The sequence below is a fragment of the Tardiphaga sp. OK246 genome (genome assembly GCF_900188215.1).
Classification (GTDB): domain Bacteria; phylum Pseudomonadota; class Alphaproteobacteria; order Rhizobiales; family Xanthobacteraceae; genus Tardiphaga; species Tardiphaga robiniae.
In genome coordinates this window covers 110,155-133,558 of record NZ_FZOX01000001.1, presented here as the reverse complement: position 1 = coordinate 133,558, position 23,404 = coordinate 110,155, and the positions used below count along the sequence as shown (strand labels likewise).

The 23,404-nt window shown below is 61.6% G+C and carries 20 protein-coding genes; 9 read left to right on the top strand and 11 right to left on the bottom strand.

Features of this window, described 5'->3' with window-relative positions:
* Nucleotides 1–39: 39 nt before the first annotated feature.
* The 7 genes from CHC01_RS00640 to CHC01_RS00610 all read left to right on the top strand — a co-directional run bounded on the left by CHC01_RS00640 (nucleotide 40) and on the right by CHC01_RS00610 (nucleotide 9,191).
* Complete coding sequence (locus CHC01_RS00640; RefSeq protein ID WP_068736206.1) at nucleotides 40–588, top strand: c-type cytochrome; 549 nt, start codon at nucleotides 40–42, stop codon at nucleotides 586–588.
* A gap of 234 nt (nucleotides 589–822) precedes the next feature.
* Nucleotides 823–2,724, top strand: coding sequence for an extracellular solute-binding protein (locus tag CHC01_RS00635; protein ID WP_089261560.1), 1,902 nt, complete (start codon nucleotides 823–825; stop codon nucleotides 2,722–2,724).
* A gap of 14 nt (nucleotides 2,725–2,738) precedes the next feature.
* Complete coding sequence (locus CHC01_RS00630) at nucleotides 2,739–4,595, top strand: extracellular solute-binding protein (protein WP_089261558.1); 1,857 nt, start codon at nucleotides 2,739–2,741, stop codon at nucleotides 4,593–4,595.
* Nucleotide 4,596: 1 nt separating this feature from the next.
* Entirely contained in the window at nucleotides 4,597–5,703 is a 1,107-nt protein-coding gene (locus CHC01_RS00625; protein WP_068736211.1) for a microcin C ABC transporter permease YejB, read from the top strand.
* Nucleotides 5,703–6,881 (top strand): ABC transporter permease, encoded by a 1,179-nt coding sequence (locus tag CHC01_RS00620; protein WP_089261556.1) that lies wholly within the window; start codon nucleotides 5,703–5,705, stop codon nucleotides 6,879–6,881. Before CHC01_RS00625 ends, CHC01_RS00620 begins: the two co-directional genes overlap by 1 nt.
* 9 nt (nucleotides 6,882–6,890) lie before the next feature.
* On the top strand, nucleotides 6,891–8,528 hold the full coding sequence (locus tag CHC01_RS00615) for an ABC transporter ATP-binding protein (RefSeq protein ID WP_089261554.1): 1,638 nt from the start codon (nucleotides 6,891–6,893) through the stop codon (nucleotides 8,526–8,528).
* 6 nt (nucleotides 8,529–8,534) lie between these two features.
* Entirely contained in the window at nucleotides 8,535–9,191 is a 657-nt protein-coding gene (locus CHC01_RS00610) for an NUDIX domain-containing protein (protein ID WP_089261552.1), read from the top strand.
* Here CHC01_RS00610 and CHC01_RS00605 read toward each other — a convergent pair.
* Nucleotides 9,175–10,026, bottom strand: coding sequence for a C40 family peptidase (locus CHC01_RS00605; protein WP_089261550.1), 852 nt, complete (start codon nucleotides 10,024–10,026; stop codon nucleotides 9,175–9,177). The genes CHC01_RS00610 and CHC01_RS00605 overlap by 17 nt on opposite strands.
* On the bottom strand, nucleotides 10,019–11,401 hold the full coding sequence (locus CHC01_RS00600) for a leucyl aminopeptidase family protein (protein ID WP_089261548.1): 1,383 nt from the start codon (nucleotides 11,399–11,401) through the stop codon (nucleotides 10,019–10,021). Before CHC01_RS00600 ends, CHC01_RS00605 begins: the two co-directional genes overlap by 8 nt.
* Nucleotides 11,402–11,574: 173 nt before the next feature.
* Between CHC01_RS00600 and CHC01_RS00595 the strand changes: the two genes are divergently transcribed.
* Nucleotides 11,575–12,378 carry a tetratricopeptide repeat protein gene (locus tag CHC01_RS00595; RefSeq protein WP_089261546.1) on the top strand — a complete coding sequence of 268 codons (804 nt, stop codon included), beginning with the start codon at nucleotides 11,575–11,577 and terminating at the stop codon, nucleotides 12,376–12,378.
* 54 nt (nucleotides 12,379–12,432) lie between these two features.
* On the opposite strand, the gene CHC01_RS00590 is transcribed toward CHC01_RS00595, so the two are convergent.
* The 9 genes from CHC01_RS00590 to CHC01_RS00550 form a co-directional block, all read right to left on the bottom strand.
* On the bottom strand, nucleotides 12,433–13,407 hold the full coding sequence (locus tag CHC01_RS00590; RefSeq protein WP_089261544.1) for a type II secretion system F family protein: 975 nt from the start codon (nucleotides 13,405–13,407) through the stop codon (nucleotides 12,433–12,435).
* Nucleotides 13,408–13,417: 10 nt separating this feature from the next.
* Nucleotides 13,418–14,392: a type II secretion system F family protein gene (locus tag CHC01_RS00585; protein WP_089263574.1), complete on the bottom strand. Its 975-nt coding sequence runs from the start codon at nucleotides 14,390–14,392 to the stop codon at nucleotides 13,418–13,420.
* A gap of 10 nt (nucleotides 14,393–14,402) precedes the next feature.
* Entirely contained in the window at nucleotides 14,403–15,857 is a 1,455-nt protein-coding gene (locus CHC01_RS00580) for a TadA family conjugal transfer-associated ATPase (protein ID WP_089261542.1), read from the bottom strand.
* Between the two features lie 21 nt (nucleotides 15,858–15,878).
* On the bottom strand, nucleotides 15,879–17,147 hold the full coding sequence (locus CHC01_RS00575; protein WP_089261540.1) for a CpaE/TadZ family protein: 1,269 nt from the start codon (nucleotides 17,145–17,147) through the stop codon (nucleotides 15,879–15,881).
* Nucleotides 17,144–17,878: a CpaD family pilus assembly protein gene (locus CHC01_RS00570; protein WP_089263573.1), complete on the bottom strand. Its 735-nt coding sequence runs from the start codon at nucleotides 17,876–17,878 to the stop codon at nucleotides 17,144–17,146. The genes CHC01_RS00575 and CHC01_RS00570 overlap by 4 nt, the downstream gene beginning before the upstream one ends.
* A gap of 23 nt (nucleotides 17,879–17,901) precedes the next feature.
* Nucleotides 17,902–19,356, bottom strand: a complete 1,455-nt coding sequence (locus tag CHC01_RS00565; protein WP_176454460.1) for a type II and III secretion system protein family protein — start codon at nucleotides 19,354–19,356, stop codon at nucleotides 17,902–17,904.
* A 17-nt stretch (nucleotides 19,357–19,373) separates the two neighbouring features.
* Entirely contained in the window at nucleotides 19,374–20,159 is a 786-nt protein-coding gene (gene cpaB / locus CHC01_RS00560) for a Flp pilus assembly protein CpaB (protein ID WP_089261538.1), read from the bottom strand.
* Nucleotides 20,160–20,280: 121 nt separating this feature from the next.
* The gene (locus CHC01_RS00555; RefSeq protein WP_089261535.1) at nucleotides 20,281–20,805 is read right to left on the bottom strand and encodes an A24 family peptidase; all 525 of its coding nucleotides are present in this window, start codon (nucleotides 20,803–20,805) and stop codon (nucleotides 20,281–20,283) included.
* Between the two features lie 303 nt (nucleotides 20,806–21,108).
* Nucleotides 21,109–21,273 (bottom strand): Flp family type IVb pilin, encoded by a 165-nt coding sequence (locus CHC01_RS00550; RefSeq protein ID WP_089261533.1) that lies wholly within the window; start codon nucleotides 21,271–21,273, stop codon nucleotides 21,109–21,111.
* Nucleotides 21,274–21,558: 285 nt separating this feature from the next.
* Between CHC01_RS00550 and CHC01_RS00545 the strand changes: the two genes are divergently transcribed.
* Nucleotides 21,559–22,386, top strand: a complete 828-nt coding sequence (locus CHC01_RS00545) for a sterol desaturase family protein (protein ID WP_089263571.1) — start codon at nucleotides 21,559–21,561, stop codon at nucleotides 22,384–22,386.
* The last annotated feature ends 1,018 nt before the right edge of the window (nucleotides 22,387–23,404 follow it).

Below are 23,404 nucleotides of genomic sequence, written 5' to 3'. Positions count from 1 at the left end.
GCCTTCCAATGACCTAAAACGGCGTGGGGCTTTTCGACTATGGACTCCTTTGAACTCAACAAGATTATGGGCGCCATTCTCGGCACCTGCCTGGTTCTGATGGTGACGAATTTCACCGCCCAGGCCGTGTTTTCACCGAAGCATATGGAAAAGCCTGGCTTTGATATCGCCGTGAAGGAAGAGGCTGCCGGTGGTGCCAAGGCCGCTGCCGCGCCGTCCGAACCGATCGAGAAGCTGCTGCAGACGGCTTCGGTCGAGAAGGGCTCAACCGCAGCCAAGAAGTGCGCTGCCTGCCATACGTTCGAAAAGGGCGGTCCGAACCGCGTTGGCCCGAACCTGTTCGGCGTCGTCAATGAGAAGGTGGGCGAAGGCAAGGCCGGGTTCAACTTCTCGGCGGGCATGAAGGCCAAGGGCGGCACCTGGACCTTCGAGGAGTTGAACAAGTTCATCGCCAATCCGAAGGGCACCGTACCGGGCACGGCCATGGGCTTCGCCGGCATTCAAAAGGATAGCGAGCGCGCCGACGTGATCGCCTATCTGGCAACTCTCGCCGATAAGCCGGTGCCGCTGCCCACTGCAGCGAAATGAGGACGGTGTCGTAACGCTGTTCCTTGGTAATTTATCATCGATTAAACGGCCAGGCTCAGCCTGGCCGTTTTCGTATCTGCATTACCAAAGCTTAAGCGGGACGTTTGGCCGCAACGCGTTAGGATGCAACCAGCGTGACGGGTGGTATCCTGCGGAAAAGCCGGCATAATCGGTCGAACCCTCGCCTTATATGACCGTTCTAATAGACTGCTTCGGTTCACAGGATTCAGCACATTGACGATTTCCCGACGCCGCCTTCTCCAGACCAGCGCCTTCGCCGCACTTGCCCCTGTCATCGGTGGTGCCGGCAGCCTCTCCGTGATCGATGCAGCAAGTGCCCAGTCTACGGCTAAAGGTGCAGAGTGGCGCCACGCGCTGTCCCTGTTCGGGGAGATCAAGTATCCGGCGGAGTTCAAGCGCTTCGACTACGTCAATCCGGAAGCTCCCAAGGGCGGCACCGTCCGCCAGATCGCCATCGGCACCTTCGACAATTTCAACATCGCGGTGGCCGGCGTGAAGGGCAACATCGCCGGCGCCGTCGGGCTGATCTACGAGTCCCTTACGACAGGATCGCTGGACGAGGTCTCGACCGAATATGGCCTGCTCGCGGAAGCCGTCAGCCATCCCGAGGATTACTCCTGGGTGTCCTATCGGTTGCGGGCGAATGCCAAGTGGCATGATGGCAAGCCGGTGACCCCGGAGGATGTGATCTTCTCGCTGGAGTCCTTCAAGAAATATCACCCGCAATATTCTGCCTATTACCGCCATGTGGTGAAGGCCGAGAAGGTCGGCGAGCGTGAGATCAAGTTCACCTTCGATGCGCCCGGCAATCGCGAATTGCCGCAGATCGTCGGCCAGCTCACCGTGCTGCCCAAGCACTGGTGGGAGGGCACGAACGCTTCCGGCGCGAAGCGCGACATCGGCAGCACCACGCTGGAGGTGCCGCTCGGCAGCGCCGCCTACCGCATCAAGGATTTCGTGCCGGGCCGTTCGGTGTCGGTGGAGCGCGTGAAAGACTATTGGGGCCGCGACCTCAACGTGAATGTCGGTCGCAATAATTTCGATGAGCTGCGCTACGAGTATTTCCGTGACGGCACCGTCGCGCTCGAAGCCTTCAAGGGCGATCAGGTCGATTGGCGCACCGAGAACAGCGCCAAGAACTGGGCGACGGCCTATGACTTTCCTGCAGTTGCCGAGAAGCGCGTTATCCTCGAAGAATTCCTCAACCGCTCGTCGGGCATCATGCAGGGCTTCGCGCTCAACATCCGCCGCGACAAGTTCAAGGATCCGCGCGTTCGCCGCGCGCTGAATTATGCGTTCGACTTCGAGGAGATGAACAAGCAGATCTTCTTCGGCCAGTACAAGCGCATCTCCAGCTATTTCGACGGCACCGAACTGGCATCGTCGGGTCTGCCGGAAGGCAAGGAGCTGGAGATTCTGGAGACGGTGCGCGCCGAAGTGCCGCCGGAGGTTTTCACCAAGCCCTATACGAATCCGGTCGGTGGCAGTGCTGAAAATGTGCGCGGCAATCTTCGCGAAGCGCTACAACTGTTCAAGGAAGCGGGCTACGAAGTCCGTGATCGCAAACTGGTCAATGCCAAGACCGGTGCGCCGTTTGAGCTGGAATTGCTCGGCGAAGATCCCTCCTTCGAGCGCGTGATGCTGTTCTTCAAGCCATCGCTCGAACGTCTCGGCATCGGCGTGTCGGTCCGCACCATCGATGCCACGCAATATGAGAACCGGCTGCGGACCTGGGATTTTGACATCGTCGTGTCGTCCTGGCCGGAGTCGCTGTCGCCCGGTAACGAGCAGCGTGAATTCTGGGGCTCGCAGGCTGCCGATATGGCCGGCTCACGCAACATCGTCGGCATCAAGAATCCTGCGATCGACAAGCTGATCGATCGCGTGATCTTCACCAAGGACCGCAACGATCTCGTCGCTGCGACCAAGGCGCTGGATCGCGTGCTGCTGTGGAACAACTTCGTGGTGCCGCAATGGACCTACAACAAGGTCCGCACCGCGCGCTGGGATCGCTTCGGTCGTCCGCCCGAGCCGCCGAAATACGGGCAGTCGGGTTTCCCCGCCATCTGGTGGTACGACGCCGACAAGGCCGCCAAGATCGGCAAGCGCTCTTGAGGAGCACATCGCGCATGGCGCAGCTCAATCGTCGGCACGTGCTGGGTCTCGGGATCGGCGCTATCGCGGTCGCGCGCTTCAGCCCCGCTTTGGCGCAGGCGCCGAGCGAAGCCCACGGTATCTCCGCCTTTGGCGATCTGAAATATCCGGCCGATTTTCCGAATTTCGACTACGTCAACGTCAAGGCGCCGAAGGGCGGCGCCTTCTCGACGGTGCCGTCGAGCCGTGCATTCAACCAGTCGTTCCAGACCTTCAATTCGCTGAACGCCTATGTTCTGAAGGGCGACGGCGCGCAGGGCATGGGCATGACCTTCGCCCCGCTGATGGTGCGCGCGGGCGACGAGCCAGACGCGATGTACGGGCTGGTCGCGAAGTCCGTGCAGATCTCCGCCGATGGTCTGACCTATCGTTTTACGCTGAGGCCGGAGGCGCGATTCCATGACGGCAGCAAGCTCACTGCGCGCGATGCGGCGTTTTCGCTGACGGCGCTCAAGACCAAGGGCCATCCCATCATCACGCAGCAGATGCGTGATATGGTGAAGGCCGAGGCTGTCGATGACGTGACGCTGGTGGTGACCTTCGCCGAGAAACGCGGCCGCGACGTGCCGTTGTTCGTTGCAGGCATGCCGATTTTCTCGCAGGCCTATTACGATAAGCGCGCATTCGATGAGACGTCGCTGGAGACGCCGCTCGGTAGCGGGCCTTACAAGGTCGGGCGCTTCGAGGTCGGGCGTTACATCGAATTCGACCGCGTGAAGGACTGGTGGGCCGCAGACCTTCCGGTCAACCGGGGCAGCTACAATTTCGATACGGTGCGGTTCGATTTCTATCGCGACCGCGACGTGGCCTTCGAGGGCTTCACCGGTCGCAATTATCTGTATCGCGAGGAGTTCACCTCGCGCATCTGGAATACACGCTACGATTTTCCGGCCGTGAAGGATGGCCGGGTCAAGCAGGAGATGCTGCCCGACGATACGCCGTCCGGCGCGCAGGGCTGGTTCCTCAACACACGCCGCGCCAAGTTCAAGGATCCGCGCGTGCGTGAGGCGCTCGGCAATGCATTCGATTTCGAATGGACCAACAAGACCATCATGTATGGCGCCTATGTGCGCACGGTGTCGCCGTTCCAGAACTCTGACCTGATGGCGACTGGTGCGCCGTCGCCGGAAGAGCTCGCATTGCTGGAGCCGTTCCGGGACAAGGTGTCGAGCGAAGTGTTCGGTGATCCCTATGTGCCGCCAACTTCCGATGGTTCGGGCCAGGATCGTGCGCTGCTGCGCAAGGCCATCCAGCTCCTGAACGACGCAGGTTGCGCAATGAAGGACGGCAAGCGCATGACGGCGCAGGGTGAGCCGTTCAAGATCGAGTTTCTGCTTGATGAGCCTGCTTTCCAGGCGCATCACATGCCCTATATCAAAAATCTCGGCACGCTGGGCATCGAGGCCAGTGTGCGTCTTGTCGATCCCGTGCAATTCCGTGCACGCCGCGACGATTTCGACTTCGATGCTGCCATTGAGCGTTTCAGCTTTTCCACCATTCCCGGTGATTCCCTGCGTTCATTCTTCTCGATGCAATCGGCAGCGACCAAGGGCTCGAACAATCTCGCCGGCATTTCCGATCCTGTGGTCGATGCCCTGATGAACGAAGTCATCGCCGCCGATACGCGCCCCAAGCTGGTTTTCGCGGCGCGGGCGCTGGATCGTGTCATCCGCGCCGGCCGCTACTGGGTGCCGCAATGGTATGCGGCCTCGCATCGCGTGGCCTATTGGGATGTGTTCGGCCATCCCGCCAATCTGCCGAAATATATCGGCGTCGGTGCGCCCGATCTGTGGTGGGCGTCCGCAAAACCTTCAAGCGAGCAGGCCAAATAGCATGGGCGCATATATCGCACGGCGCGTGCTGCTGATGTTTCCCACGCTGCTGGGAATCCTGTTCGTCTCCTTCGTCGTGGTGCAATTCGCGCCCGGTGGTCCGGTCGAGCGCGTGATCGCGCAGCTCAGCGGCGCCGATACCGGTGCCTCACGCGTCTCCGGCTCGTCCGGCGGTGACTTCGGTAACCGTGCGCAGCCGGGCGCCGCAGGCGATGCGGTGAACTCGAAATATCGCGGCGCGCAGGGGCTTGATCCGGATTTCGTCAAGAGCCTGGAAAAGCAGTTCGGCTTCGACAAGCCGGCGCCGGAACGTTTCGCGCTGATGCTGTGGAACTTCGCCCGCTTCGATTTCGGCAAGAGCTATTTCCGCGACACGACGGTGCTGCAGCTGATCAAGGAGAAGCTGCCGGTCTCGATGTCGCTCGGCATCTGGATGATGCTGATCACCTACCTGATCTCGATCCCGCTCGGCATCCGCAAGGCGGTGCAGGACGGCTCGCGCTTCGACACCTGGACCTCGGCCGTCATCATTGTCGGTTTCGCCATTCCCGGCTTCCTGTTCGCGATCCTGCTGATCATCCTGTTCTCGGGCGGATCCTTTTGGAGCATCTTCCCGTTGCGTGGACTGACCTCGGACGGCTGGAGCCAGTTCCCGTGGTACTGGAAGATCATCGATTATTTCTGGCACATGACGCTGCCGCTGATCTCGATGGTGCTCGGTGCCTTCGCCACCATGACGCTACTGACCAAGAACTCGTTCCTCGACGAGATCCGCAAGCAATATGTGATGACGGCGCGCGCCAAAGGCTGCAACGAGCGGCAGGTGCTCTACAATCACATCTTCCGTAACGCGATGCTGATCGTCATCGCAGGATTCCCGGGTGCGTTCATTCACGCTTTCTTCTCGGGTTCGCTGCTGATCGAGACGATCTTCTCGCTTGATGGCCTCGGCCTGCTCGGCTTCGAGAGCGTGCTCAACCGCGATTATCCCGTGGTATTCGGCACGCTGTTCATCTTCTCGCTGGTTGGTCTCGTCGTGAATCTCTTGTCCGATCTGGCCTATATGTGGATCGATCCGCGGATCGACTTTGAGGCGCGAGAAGTCTGATGACGATCACAGCGCCCGTGCCCGTCGAAACCACCACGCTGTCGCCGCTTGGCGAAGCAGTGCCGCCGTCGCGTCACCCGCTCGGCATTTCGCCGCTCAACCAGCGTCGCTGGCAGAACTTCAAGTCCAATCGCCGTGGCTACTGGTCGTTCTGGATCTTCTTGTTCCTGTTCTTCATCTCGCTGTTTGCCGAGGTGATCGCCAATGACCGGCCGTTCTTCATCAAGTTCGACGGCAAGATGTATTTCCCAGCTTTCGTCACCTATTCGGAGACGACTTTTGGCGGTGATTTCGAGACGGCCGCCGATTATCGCGATCCGTTCCTGCAGAAGCTGATCGCCGAGAAGAACGGCACCATTCTCTGGCCGCTGATCCGCTATTCCTACGACACGCACAATCTCGATCTGCCGACGCCGGCACCGTCGAAACCGACATGGATGCTCACCGAGGAGCAGTGCAAGCCGGTGGTCGAAAAGAAGGGCCTCAAGAGCTGCCGCGATCTCGAATATAACTGGCTCGGCACCGACGATCAGGGCCGCGATGTCGTGGCGCGGCTGATCTACGGCTTCCGCATCTCGGTGCTATTCGGCCTCGCGCTCACCATCGTTTCGTCAATCATCGGCATTGCCGCAGGCGGTGTGCAGGGTTATTTCGGCGGCTGGGTCGATTTGGCGTTCCAGCGCTTCATCGAAATCTGGAGTGCGATCCCGTCACTCTATCTGCTGCTGATCCTGTCGTCCGTGCTGGTGCCTGGCTTCTTCGTGCTGCTTGGGATCCTGCTACTGTTCTCATGGGTATCGCTCGTCGGTCTCGTGCGCGCCGAATTCCTCCGCGGCCGCAATTTCGAATATATCATGGCGGCGCGGGCGCTGGGCGTATCCAACGCCAAGATCATGATTCGGCATCTGCTGCCGAACGCGATGGTCGCGACCATGACGTTCCTGCCGTTCATCGTCTCGTCCTCGGTGATGACACTGACCGCGCTGGATTTCCTGGGCTTCGGCCTGCCGCCAGGCTCGCCGTCGCTTGGCGAGCTGCTGTCGCAGGGCAAGGCCAATGTGCAGGCGCCCTGGCTCGGTTTCACCGGTTTCTTTGCGGTGGCGATCATGCTGTCGCTGTTGATCTTCATCGGCGAGGGCGTGCGCGATGCCTTCGATCCGCGCAAGACGTTCAGGTAGGGCCGCAGCATGGATGCCATCAACCAGCCGCTGCTCGATGTGCGCGATCTTTCGGTCGCGTTCCACCATGGCGGCAATACGTCGGTCGCTGTCGACAGTGTATCGTTCGAGATAAAACGGGGCGAGTGCGTTGCGCTTGTGGGCGAGTCCGGCTCGGGCAAATCCGTCAGCGCCATGTCGATCCTGCGGCTGCTGCCCTATCCGACGGCGTCACATCCGTCCGGCCATATCCGCTTCAAGGGCCACGAGCTTTTGAGCATGTCGGAGCGCGAGATCCGCGGCATCCGCGGCAACGATATCTCGATCATCTTCCAGGAGCCCATGACCTCGCTGAACCCGCTGCACACCATCGGTGCGCAGATCGGCGAGATACTGCAACTCCATAACGGCATTCGCGGCAGCAAGGCGCGAGAACGAACGCTGGAATTGCTGACGCAAGTCGGCATTCCCGATCCGGAAACGCGTCTCGCCAGCTATCCGCATCAGCTGTCTGGCGGTCAGCGCCAGCGCGTGATGATCGCGATGGCGCTCGCCAATGAACCGGATCTGCTGATTGCCGACGAGCCGACCACCGCGCTTGACGTCACGGTGCAGGCGCAGATCCTCGCTCTGCTGGCCGATATTCGTCAGCGGCTCGGCATGAGCCTCCTCTTCATCACCCACGATCTCGGCATTGTCCGCCGTATCGCCGACACCGTCTGCGTGATGAATAACGGCAAGATCGTTGAGCAGGGGCCGGTGGAGCAGGTGTTTACCTCGCCACAGCACGCCTATACGCGGGCATTGCTTGCCGCCGAGCCGAAGCCCGATCCGGCGCCGCCACGGCCCGACGCGCCGGTGGTGATGTCGGCGGACGATCTCAAGGTCTGGTTTCCGATCAAGCGCGGATTGCTGCGCAAGACGGTGGGTCACGTGAAGGCCGTGGACGGCGTCAGTCTGAAGGTGCGTCAGGGCGAAACGCTGGGGGTGGTCGGCGAGTCCGGCTCGGGCAAGACGACGCTCGGCCTTGCGCTGCTGCGGCTGATCTCCTCGCAGGGGCCGATCGTGTTCCTGAGCAAGGATATCCAGGGTTTGCAATTCAAGGACATGCGGCCGATCCGGCGTGACATGCAGATCGTGTTTCAGGATCCGTTCGGGGCGCTGTCGCCGCGTATGTCAGTCGGCGATATCGTCGCCGAGGGGCTCAGCGTGCATCAGCCTTCTCTTTCGCCGGAGGATCGTGAGACGCGCGTCGTCAAGGCGCTGCAGGATGTCGGTCTCGATCCCAAGACCCGGTTCCGCTATCCGCATGAGTTCTCCGGCGGCCAGCGCCAGCGCATCAGCATCGCGCGCGCAGCCGTGCTGGAGCCGAGTTTCGTCGTGCTGGACGAGCCGACCAGTGCGCTCGACATGCTGTTCCAGGCGCAGATGGTGGACCTCCTGCGCGAGCTGCAGCGCAAGCGCGATCTCACTTATCTGTTCATCTCGCATGACCTGCGCGTGGTCGCGTCACTAGCGAGCCACCTCATCGTGATGCGGCACGGCAAGGTGGTCGAAGAGGGCCCGGCTGCAGATCTGTTCAAGAATCCGAAGAGCGATTACACCCGCGCGCTGTTTGCCGCAGCGTTCAGGATCGAAACGGCGCCAGGCGGGGATGCTGCGCAGTAGGACACGATGACGAAAGACAACGATCACCGTCCCACCATTACAGACCGTGCTGCCGATGTCGCTGTCTCGGCCCCGACGGTGGTCGGACGCGGCTTCATGACCTACGAACGGTACGATATCGCGATCATTCGCGCGGACGATGAGACGTTGCGGCAGCAGCGCGACGTGCTGCGTGCGAGCAAGGTGGCAGCAGTAATTCCCATCGATCTGGAGCGCGGCAAGATCGTACTGATCCATCAGTTCCGTTTGCCGGCGCATCTGGCCACGGGGCGTGGTGAGATGGTCGAGATCGTCGCCGGGCGGATCGATGGCGATGAAACGCCGCTCGCTGCCGCTGCGCGAGAATGCGCGGAAGAGATCGGCGTAACGCCGCAGCGTTTGTTTGAACTCTATAGCGTGCTGCCGACGCCTGGCTGCACCGACGAATATATCACGTTCTTTCTCGGCTTCGTCGACAGCAGCAAGGTGCCTGTTCGGGGCGGCCTCGTCGGAGAGACCGAGGATACCCGGCCTTTCGTGGTCTCCATAGACGAGGCGATCGCGGCGCTGGATAGCGGTGTAATTCACAATGGCCTAATGGTGAGTGCCCTACAGTGGTTGGCGCTACATCGTGACCGACTGCAGGACTACTACGAGCGCGCGGTGCCTAGTCCAGCCGTTTGATGCTCGTGACATTGCTGCCGGCCGCCCTGATCCGCGCAATGGCGCCTTTCGTGTCCTCGATGGCCGTTGCCATGTGATGCGCATTGGCATGCACGATGGTGTCGGCATCGCGGGCAATGGCGACGTGGCCCTTCCAGAAAATCAGATCGCCGCGCTTCAGATGCTGCATCTCGGCGTCTGACAAGGCGCGGCCGAGGCCGCTCTCCTGCATGTCGCTGTCGCGGGGGCATCCGGTTCCCGCGGCGGTCAGTGCGATTTGCACCAGCCCGGAGCAATCGATACCGAGGCTGCTCTTGCCGCCCCAGAGATAGGGCGTGCCGACGAAGCGCTCGGCGACCGCAACGAAATCGGTCTCGAACGCACCGATATCCGCGACATGCCGCCTCGGTACGCAATGTCCGGCATTCGTCATCGCAAACGCATCTGTCATCTTGACGATGGCCAGGCGCGCGCCTAGCGGCAGCGTATCTGTCGGCGGCAGCTTGATGGAGGGCCCAGGGAAAAGGAACGTCCGGAGCGCGGTCACTTTGTGTGTTGGCGTCGGCCCGGGTGGATAGAGTGCGAGATCCGAAAGCCAGCCGACATAGCCGTCGCCATTGAGTTGGCCCCAGGCCCAGCCTTCGTCGTTGCGATCGTAGATGGTGAAGCGCTCGCCCTTCAAGGCCTGCGTATTCATTTCTGCGCCGGAGAATGGTTGGAGCCGCATGGAGGCGACGCCATCGGCAACCTCGAATTCTTCACCGTCGACGAAACGTGCGGCCTCGACCTGACCTTCAAGATATCGCGCGGCCACGTCAGGTCGCGCAGGCGTGAGCCGGGGATCTCGTTTATCCATAGCGCTGGCTCAATAGCTGATAGATTGCACGTGCAGCCTGGCATTCGCCACCTTCGGGGCGCGCTGGCTTCGCCGATGGCGTCCAGCCATAGATATCAACATGCAGCCAGCTCTTCGCAGCTTCGACGAAACGCTGCAGGAATAGCGCGCATGTGATTGAGCCGGCAAAGCCGCCGGAGGGCGCGTTGTTGATGTTGGCGACCTTGGAGTCGAGCCAGGCATCGTAGGGAGCCCAAAGCGGCAGTCGCCAGAGCGGATCGTTCTGCTCCTTCGCACAGCGCGCGACGTCGAGTGCCAGCGTCTCGTCGTTGGTGTAGTAGGGCGGCAGATCGGGCCCGAGCGCCACGCGCGCAGCGCCGGTCAGCGTGCCCAGATCGACCAGCAGGTCCGGTTTCTCCTCATCAGCATAGGCCAGCGCATCGGCCAGCACCAGGCGGCCTTCGGCGTCGGTATTGCCGATTTCGACCGTCGGCCCCTTGCGCGATTTGAAAATATCGAGTGGGCGGAAGGCATTGCCGGCGACGGCGTTCTCGACAGCAGGGATCAGCACGCGCAGCCGCACTTTCAGCTTCGCGTCCATCACCATCAGCGCTAGCGCGAGAACATTGGCGGCGCCGCCCATATCCTTCTTCATGATCAGCATGCCGCTCGATGGCTTGAGGTCGAGGCCGCCCGTGTCGAAGCAGACGCCTTTGCCGACCAGCGTCACCTTTGGATGCGATGGGTCACCCCAGGAGAAATCGATCAATCGTGGCGCGCGCGTCGAGGCCATGCCCACGGCGTGGATCAGTGGGAAATTCTGTTGCACGAGGTCGTCGCCCACGATGCAGTTGAACTCTGCGCCAAAACGCGCGGCCAGATCCCTGGCGGCCGCGGCGAGCGCTTCCGGCCCCATATCGTTCGACGGCGTATTGATGAGATCGCGCGCCAGTGCTGTGGCCTCGGCGATACGGCTGATCTCGGCGACATCGACGCCCTCAGGCGGCACCAGCTTCACCTTGGGCTCATCATTCTTGCGATAACGGCCGAAACGATAGCTGCCGAGGGCGAAAGCGAGCACGGCGAGGCGGGTGTCGTGGGGTGCGTTGGCGAAACGGTAGGTGCCCGGTGGCAGCAGGCCGGGCAATTGCCCCGGGCGGAACAGGTCGCGGAAGGTCGCGCCGTCGTCTTCCAGCCCGAAGATGACCTGGGCGATTGCGCCATCTTCCGTCGGCAACGCCAGCCAGGCGCCGGGTTTCGCCGCAAAACCGTTGGCCGCGGCGAAAGCTTTCGCGGGTGCGGGGAGTGCTGCGCTGATTTCGGGCCAGGTTGTCTTGGTCGCGAAGGTGATCGGAATGGTGGATGCGGCGGCAGCGGTCTCGAAGGCGGAATGCATATGCAGAATCTCGCGAAAGGGAGCGGCAATGACACCTGAAGCGCAAAGGGCGTCAAGCGACGGTATTGGAGGATATGGCGTGGCCCGCGCCGATTAACCAGCCATTAGGGTTAACACTCTATTGCTGAAGGCATCCGGCTCGTCCGTCCGCTCCATTGTTGAGTCAAAGTGCCATGCGTCAGCCCCCTTGTCTTGCCCGGCTTTTGACGACCGCGGCAATGACGGCAATCCTGGCCAGCGGCCTTGCCGGCTGCAAGACGGCGGGCATGTCCGATATCACCGGTTCCCTTGGCGCTCGGGCGGAAGCACCAGCCGATGCCGATCCCGCCCGTGCGGCCGAAGTCTATGGCGAACGCTATCGCGCCAATCCCAAGGATGCTGACGCTGCCCTGCGTTACGGCCAGGCCCTCCGGGCCAACGGCCAGCGGGCCCAGGCCGTTTCGGTGTTCGAACAGGCGACGCTGACGAATCCCGGCAACAGGCCGCTGCTGGCAGGCTACGGCCGCGCGCTGGCCGACGCCGGCAGCTTCCAGCGCGCCTTCGATGTGCTGACCACCGCACATAGCCCAGCCAATCCGGACTGGCGTATCCTGTCGGCACAAGGCGCCGTCCTTGACCAGATGGGGAGGCATGACGAAGCCCGCCGTTACTACGACAGCGCGCTGAAGATCAGGCCGGAGGAGCCGTCCGTGCTCTCCAATCTCGGTCTGTCCTACATGCTTTCGAAGGATCTGCCGCAGGCCGAGGCGACGCTGCGCCGCGCGCAGGGCCGCGGCAATGTCGATCCGCGCGTTCGCCAGAATCTCGGTCTCGTGGTTGGCCTGCAAGGCCGGTTCGGTGAAGCGGAATCCATCGTGAGGGCTGACCTGCCGCCAGACGAAGCAGCGGCGAATGTCGCCTATCTCAAGCAGATGCTGAGCAGTAAAGGTCAGCCCCGCCTGGGCGCCCGGGACGACGACGCACCGCGTCGGTCGTAATTTCTCGCAGGTCAAATTTCGCAATGACGTTGAGCAAGGCCAAGCTCACCGGCGTCACTGCATCGCTGCGACCTTGATGCCCGTTGGGCCGAGAATGACGACGAACAGAACCGGCAGGAAGAACAGGATCATCGGCACCGTCAGCTTCGGCGGCAGCGCGGCGGCCTTCTTCTCGGCTTCGTTCATGCGCATGTCGCGGTTTTCCTGCGCCATCACGCGAAGGCTCTGACCGAGCGGAGTGCCGTAGCGTTCCGACTGCATTAGCGCCAGACAGACTGATTTGACGCCCTCCAATCCGGTACGCTTTGCGAGGTTCTCATATGCAACCTTGCGATCCTGCAGATAGGACAGTTCGGCCGTGGTCAGTGTGAATTCCTCGGCCAGCGCCACCGACTGCGTTCCGATCTCGATGGACACGCGGCGAAACGCGACTTCGATGGACATGCCGGATTCGATACAGATCAGCAGCAGATCGAGAGCGTCCGGAAACGCGCGGCGGATCGAAAGCTGGCGTTTGGTGATTGCATTCTTGAGAAAGATCATCGGCGCCTGCAGGCCAAGATAGGCGGCACCGAGGCACATGCCGATCTTGATGGGCATCGACTGTTCCATGCGCGAGATGACGAACACATAGAGGATCGCGAAGACGAGGAACACGATCGGCGTGACGGCGCGGAAGAACAGGAAGGTGATATAGGGCGCTTGGCCGCGATAGCCGGCCATGACCAGCTTGTCGAGCGCGGCTTCCTGCGCCAGCCATTTGCTGAGGTTGAAGTCGGTCACAACCTTGGAGACGAGTTGCTTCGGCGTCTGGCGCAGCGACACTCTCTCGCCTTTGGCCATGCGGTCCCGCTCGCGCTGCCGCAGCCGCTCCCGCTCGCTGGCGACCGCTTTCATCCGCTTGGCGAGACCGTCGCCGGCGAACAACGGCGTAAGCAGGCTGTAGGCTGTTGCTGCAACCGCGATCGCGGCAAGCAGCATCGTCATGAAACGGATGTCGTGAAGCTTTGCTATCAGGAGATCGAGCATGCCAGCACCATCAGAAGTCGAAGTTGATCATGCGCTTCATGACGTAGATGCCGCAGGACATCCAGACCACGCAGGCCGCCAGCATCAGGCGGCCTGTCGGATGGGTCCACAGCAGCGAAATATATTCAGGCGTGCTGAGATAGACGAGCAACATCACGATCGGCGGTAGCGAGCCGATGATGCCGGCGGACGCCTTGGCTTCCATCGACATGGCCTGGATTTTCTCGGCCATCTTCTTGCGGTCGCGCAGCACCTTGGAGAGATTGCCGAGAGCTTCCGAGAGGTTGCCGCCCGACTTCTGCTGAATCGCGATGACGATGCCGAAGAAGTTGGCCTCCGGAAGCGGCATGCGCTCATAGAGCCGCGCACAAGCCTCGCCGAGCGGCATACCGATCGTCTGAGTTTCGATGATGGCAAGAAATTCGCTGCGTAGGGGTTCCGACGCGTCGGCGGCGACAACCTTGATCGAGTCGAATAGCGGCAGACCGGCCTTGATACCGCGAACGATGACGTCGACGGCATCCGGCAGCGCCTTGAGGAATGCGGCTTCGCGCCGCTTCTTGAGAAAGCTGAGAATCCAGCGCGGCAGGCCGAAGCCGGCGGCGAATCCGAGACCGGCGGCCGCGAGCAGACCGCCGCCAAACATCATGGTCACCAGGAAGCTTCCGCCTCCCAGAATGCCGGAGATCACCATGAATTTCTGGTCGCTCCAGTCGAGGCCGGCCTGCGCGATCCGGATTCCGAGCGGGATCTTCTTTTCCTTCTGAAGGCGTGCTTCGACTTCCTTGAGCGATCCTTCGACCTGCTCGCGCCGGGAGCGCTGGTTTTTGTCGACCTGGCGCGCCACGGGCTCCGTCCGCGCGACCGATGCACGGCGGGCTTCGGCCTTCTTCTCGCCGGACAACAGCGGATAGAGAAAAACCCAGGCCACACCGCCGACAGCGATGCTGGCCATGAATGCCAATGCGAGCGCCTGCATGTTCATCATTCGCTCCTCAGTTCGGCGCTATGACTTCGGCAGCATCGAGCGCCGCCGCGAGCCGCTTCTCCTCGCCGTAATAGCGGGCACGATCCCAGAACCGCGGGCGGCCAATGCCGGTCGAGCGGTGCCGTCCGATGATGTTGCCGTTGGCGTCTTCGCCGACCATGTCGTAGACGAACAGGTCCTGCGTAATGATGGTGTCGCCTTCCATGCCCATCACCTCGGTGATGTGCGTGATGCGGCGCGAGCCGTCGCGCAGACGGGCGGCCTGTACGATGACGTCGATCGACGCGCAGATCATTTCGCGAATGGTGCGCGAGGGCAGCGAGAAACCACCCATGGTGATCATGGATTCGCAGCGTGACAGCGCTTCACGCGGATTGTTGGCGTGGAGGGTGCCCATCGAGCCGTCATGGCCGGTATTCATCGCTTGTAACAGGTCGAATGCCTCGGGTCCGCGGACTTCGCCGACGATGATCCGCTCCGGGCGCATGCGCAGACAGTTGCGCACCAGTTCGCGCATCGTGACCTGGCCTTCGCCCTCGATGTTCGGCGGCCGGGTTTCGAGCCGCACCACGTGGGGCTGCTGCAGCTGAAGTTCAGCGGCGTCCTCGCAGGTGATGATGCGCTCGTCGTCGTCGATATAGTTGGTGAGGCAGTTCAGCAGCGTGGTCTTGCCCGAACCGGTACCGCCGGAGATCAGCACGTTGGCGCGGCAGCGGCCGATGATCTGAAGGATCTGGGCGCCGTCCGGCGAGATCGCGCCGAATTTGACCAGCTGCTCGAGCGTCAGCTTGTCCTTCTTGAATTTACGAATCGTCAGCGCAGGACCATCGATGGCCAGCGGCGGCACGATGGCGTTGACGCGCGAACCGTCGGCAAGACGAGCGTCGCAGATCGGTGAGGATTCATCGACGCGGCGGCCGACCTGGCTGACGATGCGCTGGCAGATATTCAACAGCTGCTGATTGTCGCGGAAACGGATGCCGGTCTTCTGGATCTTGCCGGCAACTTCGATGAACACCGTGCCGGCGCCATTGACCATGATGTCGGCGATGTCGTCGCGCGCCAGAAGCGGCTCGAGCGGCCCGTAACCGAGCACGTCGTTGCAGATGTCGTCGAGCAGTTCTTCCTGCTCGGCAATGGACATCACGATGTTCTTGATCGCGATGATCTCGTTGACGATGTCGCGGATTTCCTCGCGCGCGGATTCGCCGTCGAGCTTGGCGAGCTGCGCGAGGTCGATCGCCTCGATCAGGGCGCCGAAAATCGTCGCTTTGACCTGATAGTAATTTTCGGAGCGGCGCTCTGCGATGACGGGGGCAGATGCGGCGCGTGCGGGTGACAGCGGCGGCGATGACACAGCCGGTGGCGCAGACGCAGCCATCGCGCCGGGAGAGGGCTCCGGCGCGATGGCGGGCTTGACGGCCCGGACATCGGTATCTGTTCCGCTACGCTTACCAAACACGACAACACTCCATGCGGCGGATTATTTCGACCGCAACTTCTCCAGGAACGGACCCAGGAAGGATCCTCGTGGCTTCTTGGCCTCGCCGCGGCCCGTCAGCCGCTGCGCAATTTGCAGAAAGAGTTCGGTGGTGCGATGGCCGGCCGCAATCTCGGCAATCATCTGACCATTGTTGGCGGCCGAGCCGAACATCTGTGGATCGAACGGGATCGTGACGATCGGCGGTGTCTCGATGGCCTTGGCGAATTCGCTGGCGCTGATTTCGGGCCGCTTTGGAACGCCGACCTGATTAAGGCAGTACAGAGGTGCGCGATCATTGGGGCGCGAGGCCTTGATCAGATCGTACATGTTCTTGGTATTGCGCAGGTTGGCGAGATCTGGCGCTGCGACGATCAGGATGTCATCCGCGCCGATCAGGGCCCGCTTGGTCCATCCCGACCATTGATGCGGCACGTCGAGCACGATGCAGGGCATCGTCGACCGCAGCGTGTCAAAGATCGAGTCGAAGGCCTCGGCGCCAAAGTCGTAGACGCGGTCCAGTGTGGCAGGGGCAGCCAGCAGGCTGAGATGGTCGGTGCACTTCGACAGCAGTCGGTCGATGAAGGCGGTGTCGACACGATCCGGCGAGAACACCGCGTCGGCGATGCCTTGCGGCGGGTCCTGGTTGTAGTCCAGCCCGGCAGTTCCAAATGCGAGATCGAGATCAGCCACAACGGAGTCCAGTGCCAGATCGCGCGCGATCGCCCAGGCGACGTTGTGAGCGATGGTGGACGCGCCGACGCCGCCCTTGGCGCCGACCACGGCAATGATGCGGCCGACCGCCTTGGCTTCCGGCGCCGAGAACAGTCCGCAGATCGAACGAACGACATCGATCGTCGCAACAGGCGCGATCACGTAGTCGCTGACGCCGCGACGAACCAGCTCGCGGTACAACGTAACATCATTGACCTTGCCGATCACCACCACGCGGGTGCCGGAATCGCAAACCGTCGCCAGTTGATCAAGGCCAGCGAGAATGTCGCCGCGCGGTTCGGTCTCGAGAACAATGACGTTCGGCGTCGGTGCCGACCGATAGGCCTCGATGGCCGCAGGCATGCCGCCCATCTGGATCTTGATGTGAGCCTTGCCCAGGCGCCTGTCCTCGGCGGCGGCCTGCACAGCGGCAGCGGTTTCCACTGTCTCGCAGAACGCCTGCACCGACACCCGCGGTGCCGGCGCAATATGCTCCTCTGCCGCGGGTGTTGCGGCGGAGGGCTGCTCGTCTGCGGTTTTCTGCGCGTAGCTAATCATTGGCCCACATTGCTGATTCTGGTCTTGTCTTCGGGATAGGTCGTCGCGGTGCTCTCACCCTTGCGATACTTGTCCAGCACGACGGTACGTCGGCCGGCATAGACAGGGGTTTCGGCGCGCGGCTGAACCAGGTCCGAAGGATTGGCAACCATGGCGGCGAGATTGCGTTGCTGGGCGCAGCCGAGATTGTAGTATGGCTTGTTCGCGAGATAGCCCTTGTTCTTGATCGACGACGCAAGGTCGTCGGGCCAGGTGCCGCACGGACCAGCCGAAGCCGCGATCAGCGGGTAGCTGACGCGGATGGTCGGCAACATACGCGGATCGCTCGGCTGATAGCTGCGCATCAGGACGCCGTTCTGGGGCACACCGATCGCCATCAGGAGCGAATGAACTTCACGATAAGACTCTCTGGCGGCGCGTGCGTTCGGTGTATTGACCGGCACCTCCGCAGTGATGACGCCGGTGCCTTCGCGCAACCAGTCCTGACCGAGCGATACGACATCCGCGCGCTGTGTGGCCGACAGGCCGCCGCGCTGGCTGCCGACGAAGACCTCGGTGGTCTTGGCCCGTTCTTCGACAACGATGGGATGCCGCAGCCGGTAATCGTCCGGTATGCTTGACGTGGTGTCCTGCGCAACGGTCTTGCAGCCGCCGAGCGCAAGCGCCAGGAACAGCAGCGCGCCGGTGGCGGTCCGTGTGCGCGAAGAGTGTATCGCTGTGTGATTGATCATGGTCATCGGATACTTGCCCCGTCTCAATCCGTGATGAAGCCGAAAACGCCGCGATAGCTGCGCGTCGGTTGGGTCGGCTCGGTGCGGTGCGGTGCGCCATAGATGCGGTTGACGTTGCCGAGCAGATCGGCCTGCGGATCGGATGCATCCACGAAGCCGTCATCCGGACGCGAGAGATCCTTCTGCGCGACGGCGCGGACCACATAGGGCGTGACCAGGACCATCAGCTCGGTGTTGTTGTTGACGTAATCCCGGCTGCGGAACAGCGTGCCCAACACAGGCAATTGCGACATGCCCGGCAGGCCGCTAATGGCCGCTTTGGTTTGTTGCTTGATAAGGCCGGCCATCACCATCGAACCGCCGGACGGAATCTCGAGCGTGGTATCCGCACGGTTGACCTTGATCGCCGGGATCGACGTTCCGCTGATCGTGACGGAATTTTCCTGCGATAGCTCGGAGACTTCGGTGCCGACACGCAGGCTGATACGACCTTCGCTCAGAACCACCGGCGTGAAGCCCAGCGAAATACCGAATTTCTTGAAGGTGATCTGCGTCGTACAGATTCGCGTCGTGGGATCGCAGGTATTGCCGCCGGGGACCGGGAATTCACCACCCGCAAGGAAATTGGCGGTCTCGCCGGAGATCGCGGTCAGCGTGGGCTCGGCAAGCGTCCGGATGACGCCGGCGTTTTCCATCGCTTTCAGCGTCGCCGTGACGGATGGCGTCGATCCGAAGGATGCCTTGAGGGCATTATCGGAGACCAGGCTGCCGCCGCGCGCCGTGAACGGGTTGCTATTGTTGAAGTTGACGACGGACGTGCCGTAGCTCATCGACGCCGACAGATCGACGCCGAGCTGCTTGACAATGTTGCGCTGGACTTCCGCAACGGTGACCTTGAGCATGACCTGATCACGCCCGCGCACCGAGATGCTGTTCACGACCTTGTCCATGCCGCCGACGAGGCGCGCCGCGAGGTCCGCGACCTGCTGCGCTTCGACCTGACTCGATGCCGTACCCGACAGCATCACGCCATCGCCGAGACCTTCGATGCGAATATCCGTATTGGGCATGGTCTGCTTGAGCGCGGCCCGAATACCGTTCAGGTCGCGCGTGACGGCGATATCGTAGGCGGCGATCTGCTGGCCGTTGACGTCGAAGAATACGATGTTGGTCTGGCCTACGGTCGCACCGATGATGTAGGCGCGCTGTGCCGAACGCACGACGGCGTTGGCGATCTTGGGATCGGCGACCAGCACATCCTTGATGTCGCGCGGCAGGTCGATGACGATCGACTTGCCGATGCCGAGCGGCAGGAATTTTGCGTTCAAGGCGCCGGCGCTGCCGGCTTGCATGGACGCGGAGTCGGCCGCGAAAACGGGCGTCAATACGGGATTGATCGTGAGCGCCGTGATGGCGGTGAGCGACAGCGCGCGGGCTGCAAGAGCCCGCATCGATCCGCCTGTTGTGATGCGCTTCATCGCCTGCGTCCTCTTCATCACTTCGTCATGGTCGCGGTCGACGGGATGCCGTAACGCACGATGCTAATACTGTCGCGCTTACCGCCATTGGGATCTTCAACCGGCGCAGGCGCGTTAGCGTCGACCAGGGCCCGCAATGCCAGTGAGATCGTGCCGCTCTGCCGCGCGCGGGCGAGCAACTCGGCCTGTTCGGGCTTCAATTCGAGCGTTGCGGTCTTGCCGACGACTGAGTTCTGACCGTCCTTTTCCTTGGGCGCCTGATCGATGGCGAGGATGCGGATATTATTCAGGATGATCTCGGAGTTGATGACCTCAATGCCGCTGCGATCCGTACCGCGTTCGCGCTTCGACAGGATCACGTCGACGCGGTCGTTTGGCAGGATGAAGCCGCCGGCGCCAGTTTCCGGCGAAATTTCGGTGGAGACGGCGCGCATGCCGGTCGGCAGAACGGCGGCCATGAAGCCAGCGCCATTGGCGCGTACCAGTTTCGGTTCGCGGATCGGTTCGCCGGCAATGAAGGCCGACCGCGCGATGGAGCCAGCGATTTGCGTCGCTGCGTCCGGGCGGCTGTTACGGCTGATGACATTGGTGCTCGCCGCTGATGCGGGCCAGGACTGCCACTGGACATCATCGGGACCGAGCGCCTGACCGAGCGCGATATCGGCCTTGGCAACGAGAACGTCAGTTGTCGGGGCTTCGGCGACCTGAGGGGGCGGCGGTGCGTCCGATGTGCTCGCAAGATATAGCGCCACACTGCCAGCGCCGAGTGCAATGGCGAGGACCACAATGCGTGCGGTATTCATACGCTTCAACTTTCCACATTACGCCGCGACGCTGCCGCCGCTGTAACGGGAGTTGACCAGTTATTCGTCAAAGCATGGTTAATGAGCGGTATCTAAATCGCGTTAATAGAAAGTTCCGATCTTAGTGAAGCGCGAGACGCGCCAGGTCGATCGTCTTCACCCATCCGGTGTCGGGGTAAACGAGCAGTGCGCCGAGGGCGAGGGCAATACCGTAAGGGATGCCGGTTTCCTTGTGATGCAGACGCATCAGCCAGGCCTGGCCGCCGAGCGCATAGGGCAGCGGCCACTGCCGGAACTGGAGCAGCAGCAACGTGAGCGCGCCGCCGAACAGCGAGGCGTAAACGAGGTAGTTCAGGAGATGGTCGAAGCCGAACCACAGTCCCGCAGCTGCGGCGAGCTTGGCATCGCCGCCGCCGATCCAGCCGAACGCAAAACAGGCGAAAGCGACTACCAGCACGGTCGCCCCCGCGCCGAGATGCGACAGCGCATCGTGAAGACCCATCCCACCGAAGATCGCCAATACGGTGAAGCCCGCTGCCAGCAGCAGCGAGATACGGTTCGAAATGGTCATTGTGAAAAGGTCGCTGATCGCCGCATAGGCCATCAGGCCCGGGAACAGCAGGAGGCGCGTCAAATCGAGGATCATGGCTTCAAGGGCCCGTTACGGCGACGACGGAAAACCTAGCCAGCAGAAATGAATAATCGGACAACAAGAAAGAATTTACCAAACGCTGGCGATCCGAATCGCGACGGCGACCAGCGCGAGGGTCAATGCGGCGCAGACCAAGCCGGCAGGGTCGCGGAGCGAGATCTGAAGTCCCTGCAGGACAAAGCGGGGAATGTCGGGGTGTCTCATACGCATTACACTTTTGACGACGACTGCTCAGCAGCATTCCGAAACAAAAAAGGCTCCGGACACCGGAGCCTTTGATGCACTCGTAACAGTCGCTTACTTGAGCGAGCCATTGATCGAGGTGAACTTGCCGTTCAGGTTCGAGCCGAGGCCGTTAACGACCGCAATGATGGCCAGCGAGATGCCGGCAGCAATCAGGCCGTATTCGATAGCGGTGGCGCCGGACTCATCCTTCATGAAACGCGAAACGAGGTTCTTCATAATACAAAACTCCATATGTGCACGTGGCTGTCGATCGTGATGCCTGGTCTCCCCGGCGTTCTCAGCACCGTGACCATGAGGGAACACTAGGAGTGGGGAATTGCAGTGCGGTTAATTCGATTGATGAAAGTCGGTCGCATTTGTCTCTTCTTTTGCACGGTAAATACCTACTTAAAGCGATTTTAGAATGACTTGGGTGTGATGACACCAGGCGTGTCCTTTTCGCTTCATCGCTCCTTAAGCATACCGCGGTAACTCTTGGCCTCCGGAGCCTACGAGGTCGCGATGACTATACTCCCCATGGAAGTCCTGAACATGTTCGGCGAGACCATCATGAAGGTGGTGCCGATCACGCTGGTTGTTGCGGTGGTCTTTACGGTGCTGACGCATTTCTGGGCCTGCAATCCCGGCAAGCACTGGTGGCGCAAGACGGAGATCGTGACCGACGTGGTCTACTGGTTCTTCGTCCCGCTGATCACCCGCGTCGTGCGGATCGGACTCCTCGTGGTCGGCGCTGCCGTCGTCTTCAATATTCACGATGCCGATGAACTGATTGCCTTCTACGACAACGGCCACGGGCCGCTGGCGCAGATGCCGCTCTGGGTACAGGGGATCTTCTTCCTCGTGGTGTCCGACTTCATGCTCTACTGGCTGCACCGGATGTATCACGGCGGCGGCTTCTGGAAGTACCACGCCATCCATCATTCGTCGGAAGAGATCGACTGGATCTCTGCTGCACGGTTTCATCCGGTCAACCTGTTTCTCGGCACCGTCGCGGTCGACGTGCTGCTATTGATGGCCGGTATCTCGCCGAACATCATGCTGTGGGTCGGACCGTTCACGACCTTCCACTCGGCTTTCGTGCACGCCAATCTGAACTGGACCCTCGGGCCGTTTAAATATGTGCTGGCGACGCCGGTGTTCCACCGCTGGCACCACACGTCGCTGGAGCGCGGCGGCAACACCAATTTCGCCGGCACATTTCCGATCTGGGACATCATGTTCGGGACCTTCCGCATGCCGAAGGGTGAACTGCCGGACAATTACGGTGTCGACGGCGAGCCTTTGCCGACCGAATTCACCGGGCAACTGGCCTATCCGTTCAAGCAGTAGCACGCTCTTCCTGCTCCTCCCCCAAGCGGCGTAGCCGCGCTGAGGGAGGGATTGCTCTGGCGCCTACGCGCCATCGCAGATTCAACTGTCAAACAGCCACTGTTCTTCAGACATGCGTCATCGCCCCCATTGTTTGCGGCGCGGGGGCGCCATCGTGCTTCGCATTCCCGCCCTCTTGTGAGAGGGCGTGCGGAACGCCGGGTGCCCGTTGCACCCTTGGGCCTGATGCGAATGCGGTCTTCCGCAATCTGGAGTGCATCAGGACTTTCGGAGGCGCCGAGCGATTGCCCGACGTTCCGCCTGCGGTGTTTTTTCGGTTGCTTGCACTTTGCCTCGACGAACGCTCCGATCGCGAATTAAAGTCCCAAGGCGATGGGAAGGGAGCCTCAAGCGACTAGGCCGGACACGTTTTGACTTGGTCGTCCGTCACACTGTCCAGGAGTCTTTCCATCCGAAGGTCGGCCGTCTCCTGCCAGTGACAGTGCTGGCGCAGATCCGTCCTGCCCGAAGACAGACGTCACCCCAAACCGCGTGACGCCGCATCTCCGGCGTCCACCGCATCCCACCCCGCGAACGTGACGATCGCGATCGCCCCTCTCGGTGGGGCAGGACGGAGGAGAATTTAATCCATGCAAGGGATGCTGTCAACGGAGGATAGGAAAAAATGTTTAGGCGCTGTCTTGCTGCCCAAGTTAGTCGTTCCGGGGCGCGGCCGGCACTTGCCGGACGCGAACCCGGAATCTCAACATGGGAGTCTTCAACCGCGCCAAACATGTCGAGATTCCCCGCCACTCCAATGGAGTGGCTGAGGTTCGCGCTATGCCGGCTTCGCCGGCGACGCGCGCGCCGGAATAACGAGCCAAGACGATCGCCTGGGCTGGCAGTGAGCGTCGCCCCGCGTCCATCATGCACCCTGCCACCGCCGTTTCCAGTTCCTTCATCAATTAACGGCACATTTGCCATGTCGGGCGCCGGCACCGCTGCGTATCTGCTTTTGTCGGCTTGTATCGTCCCGGAG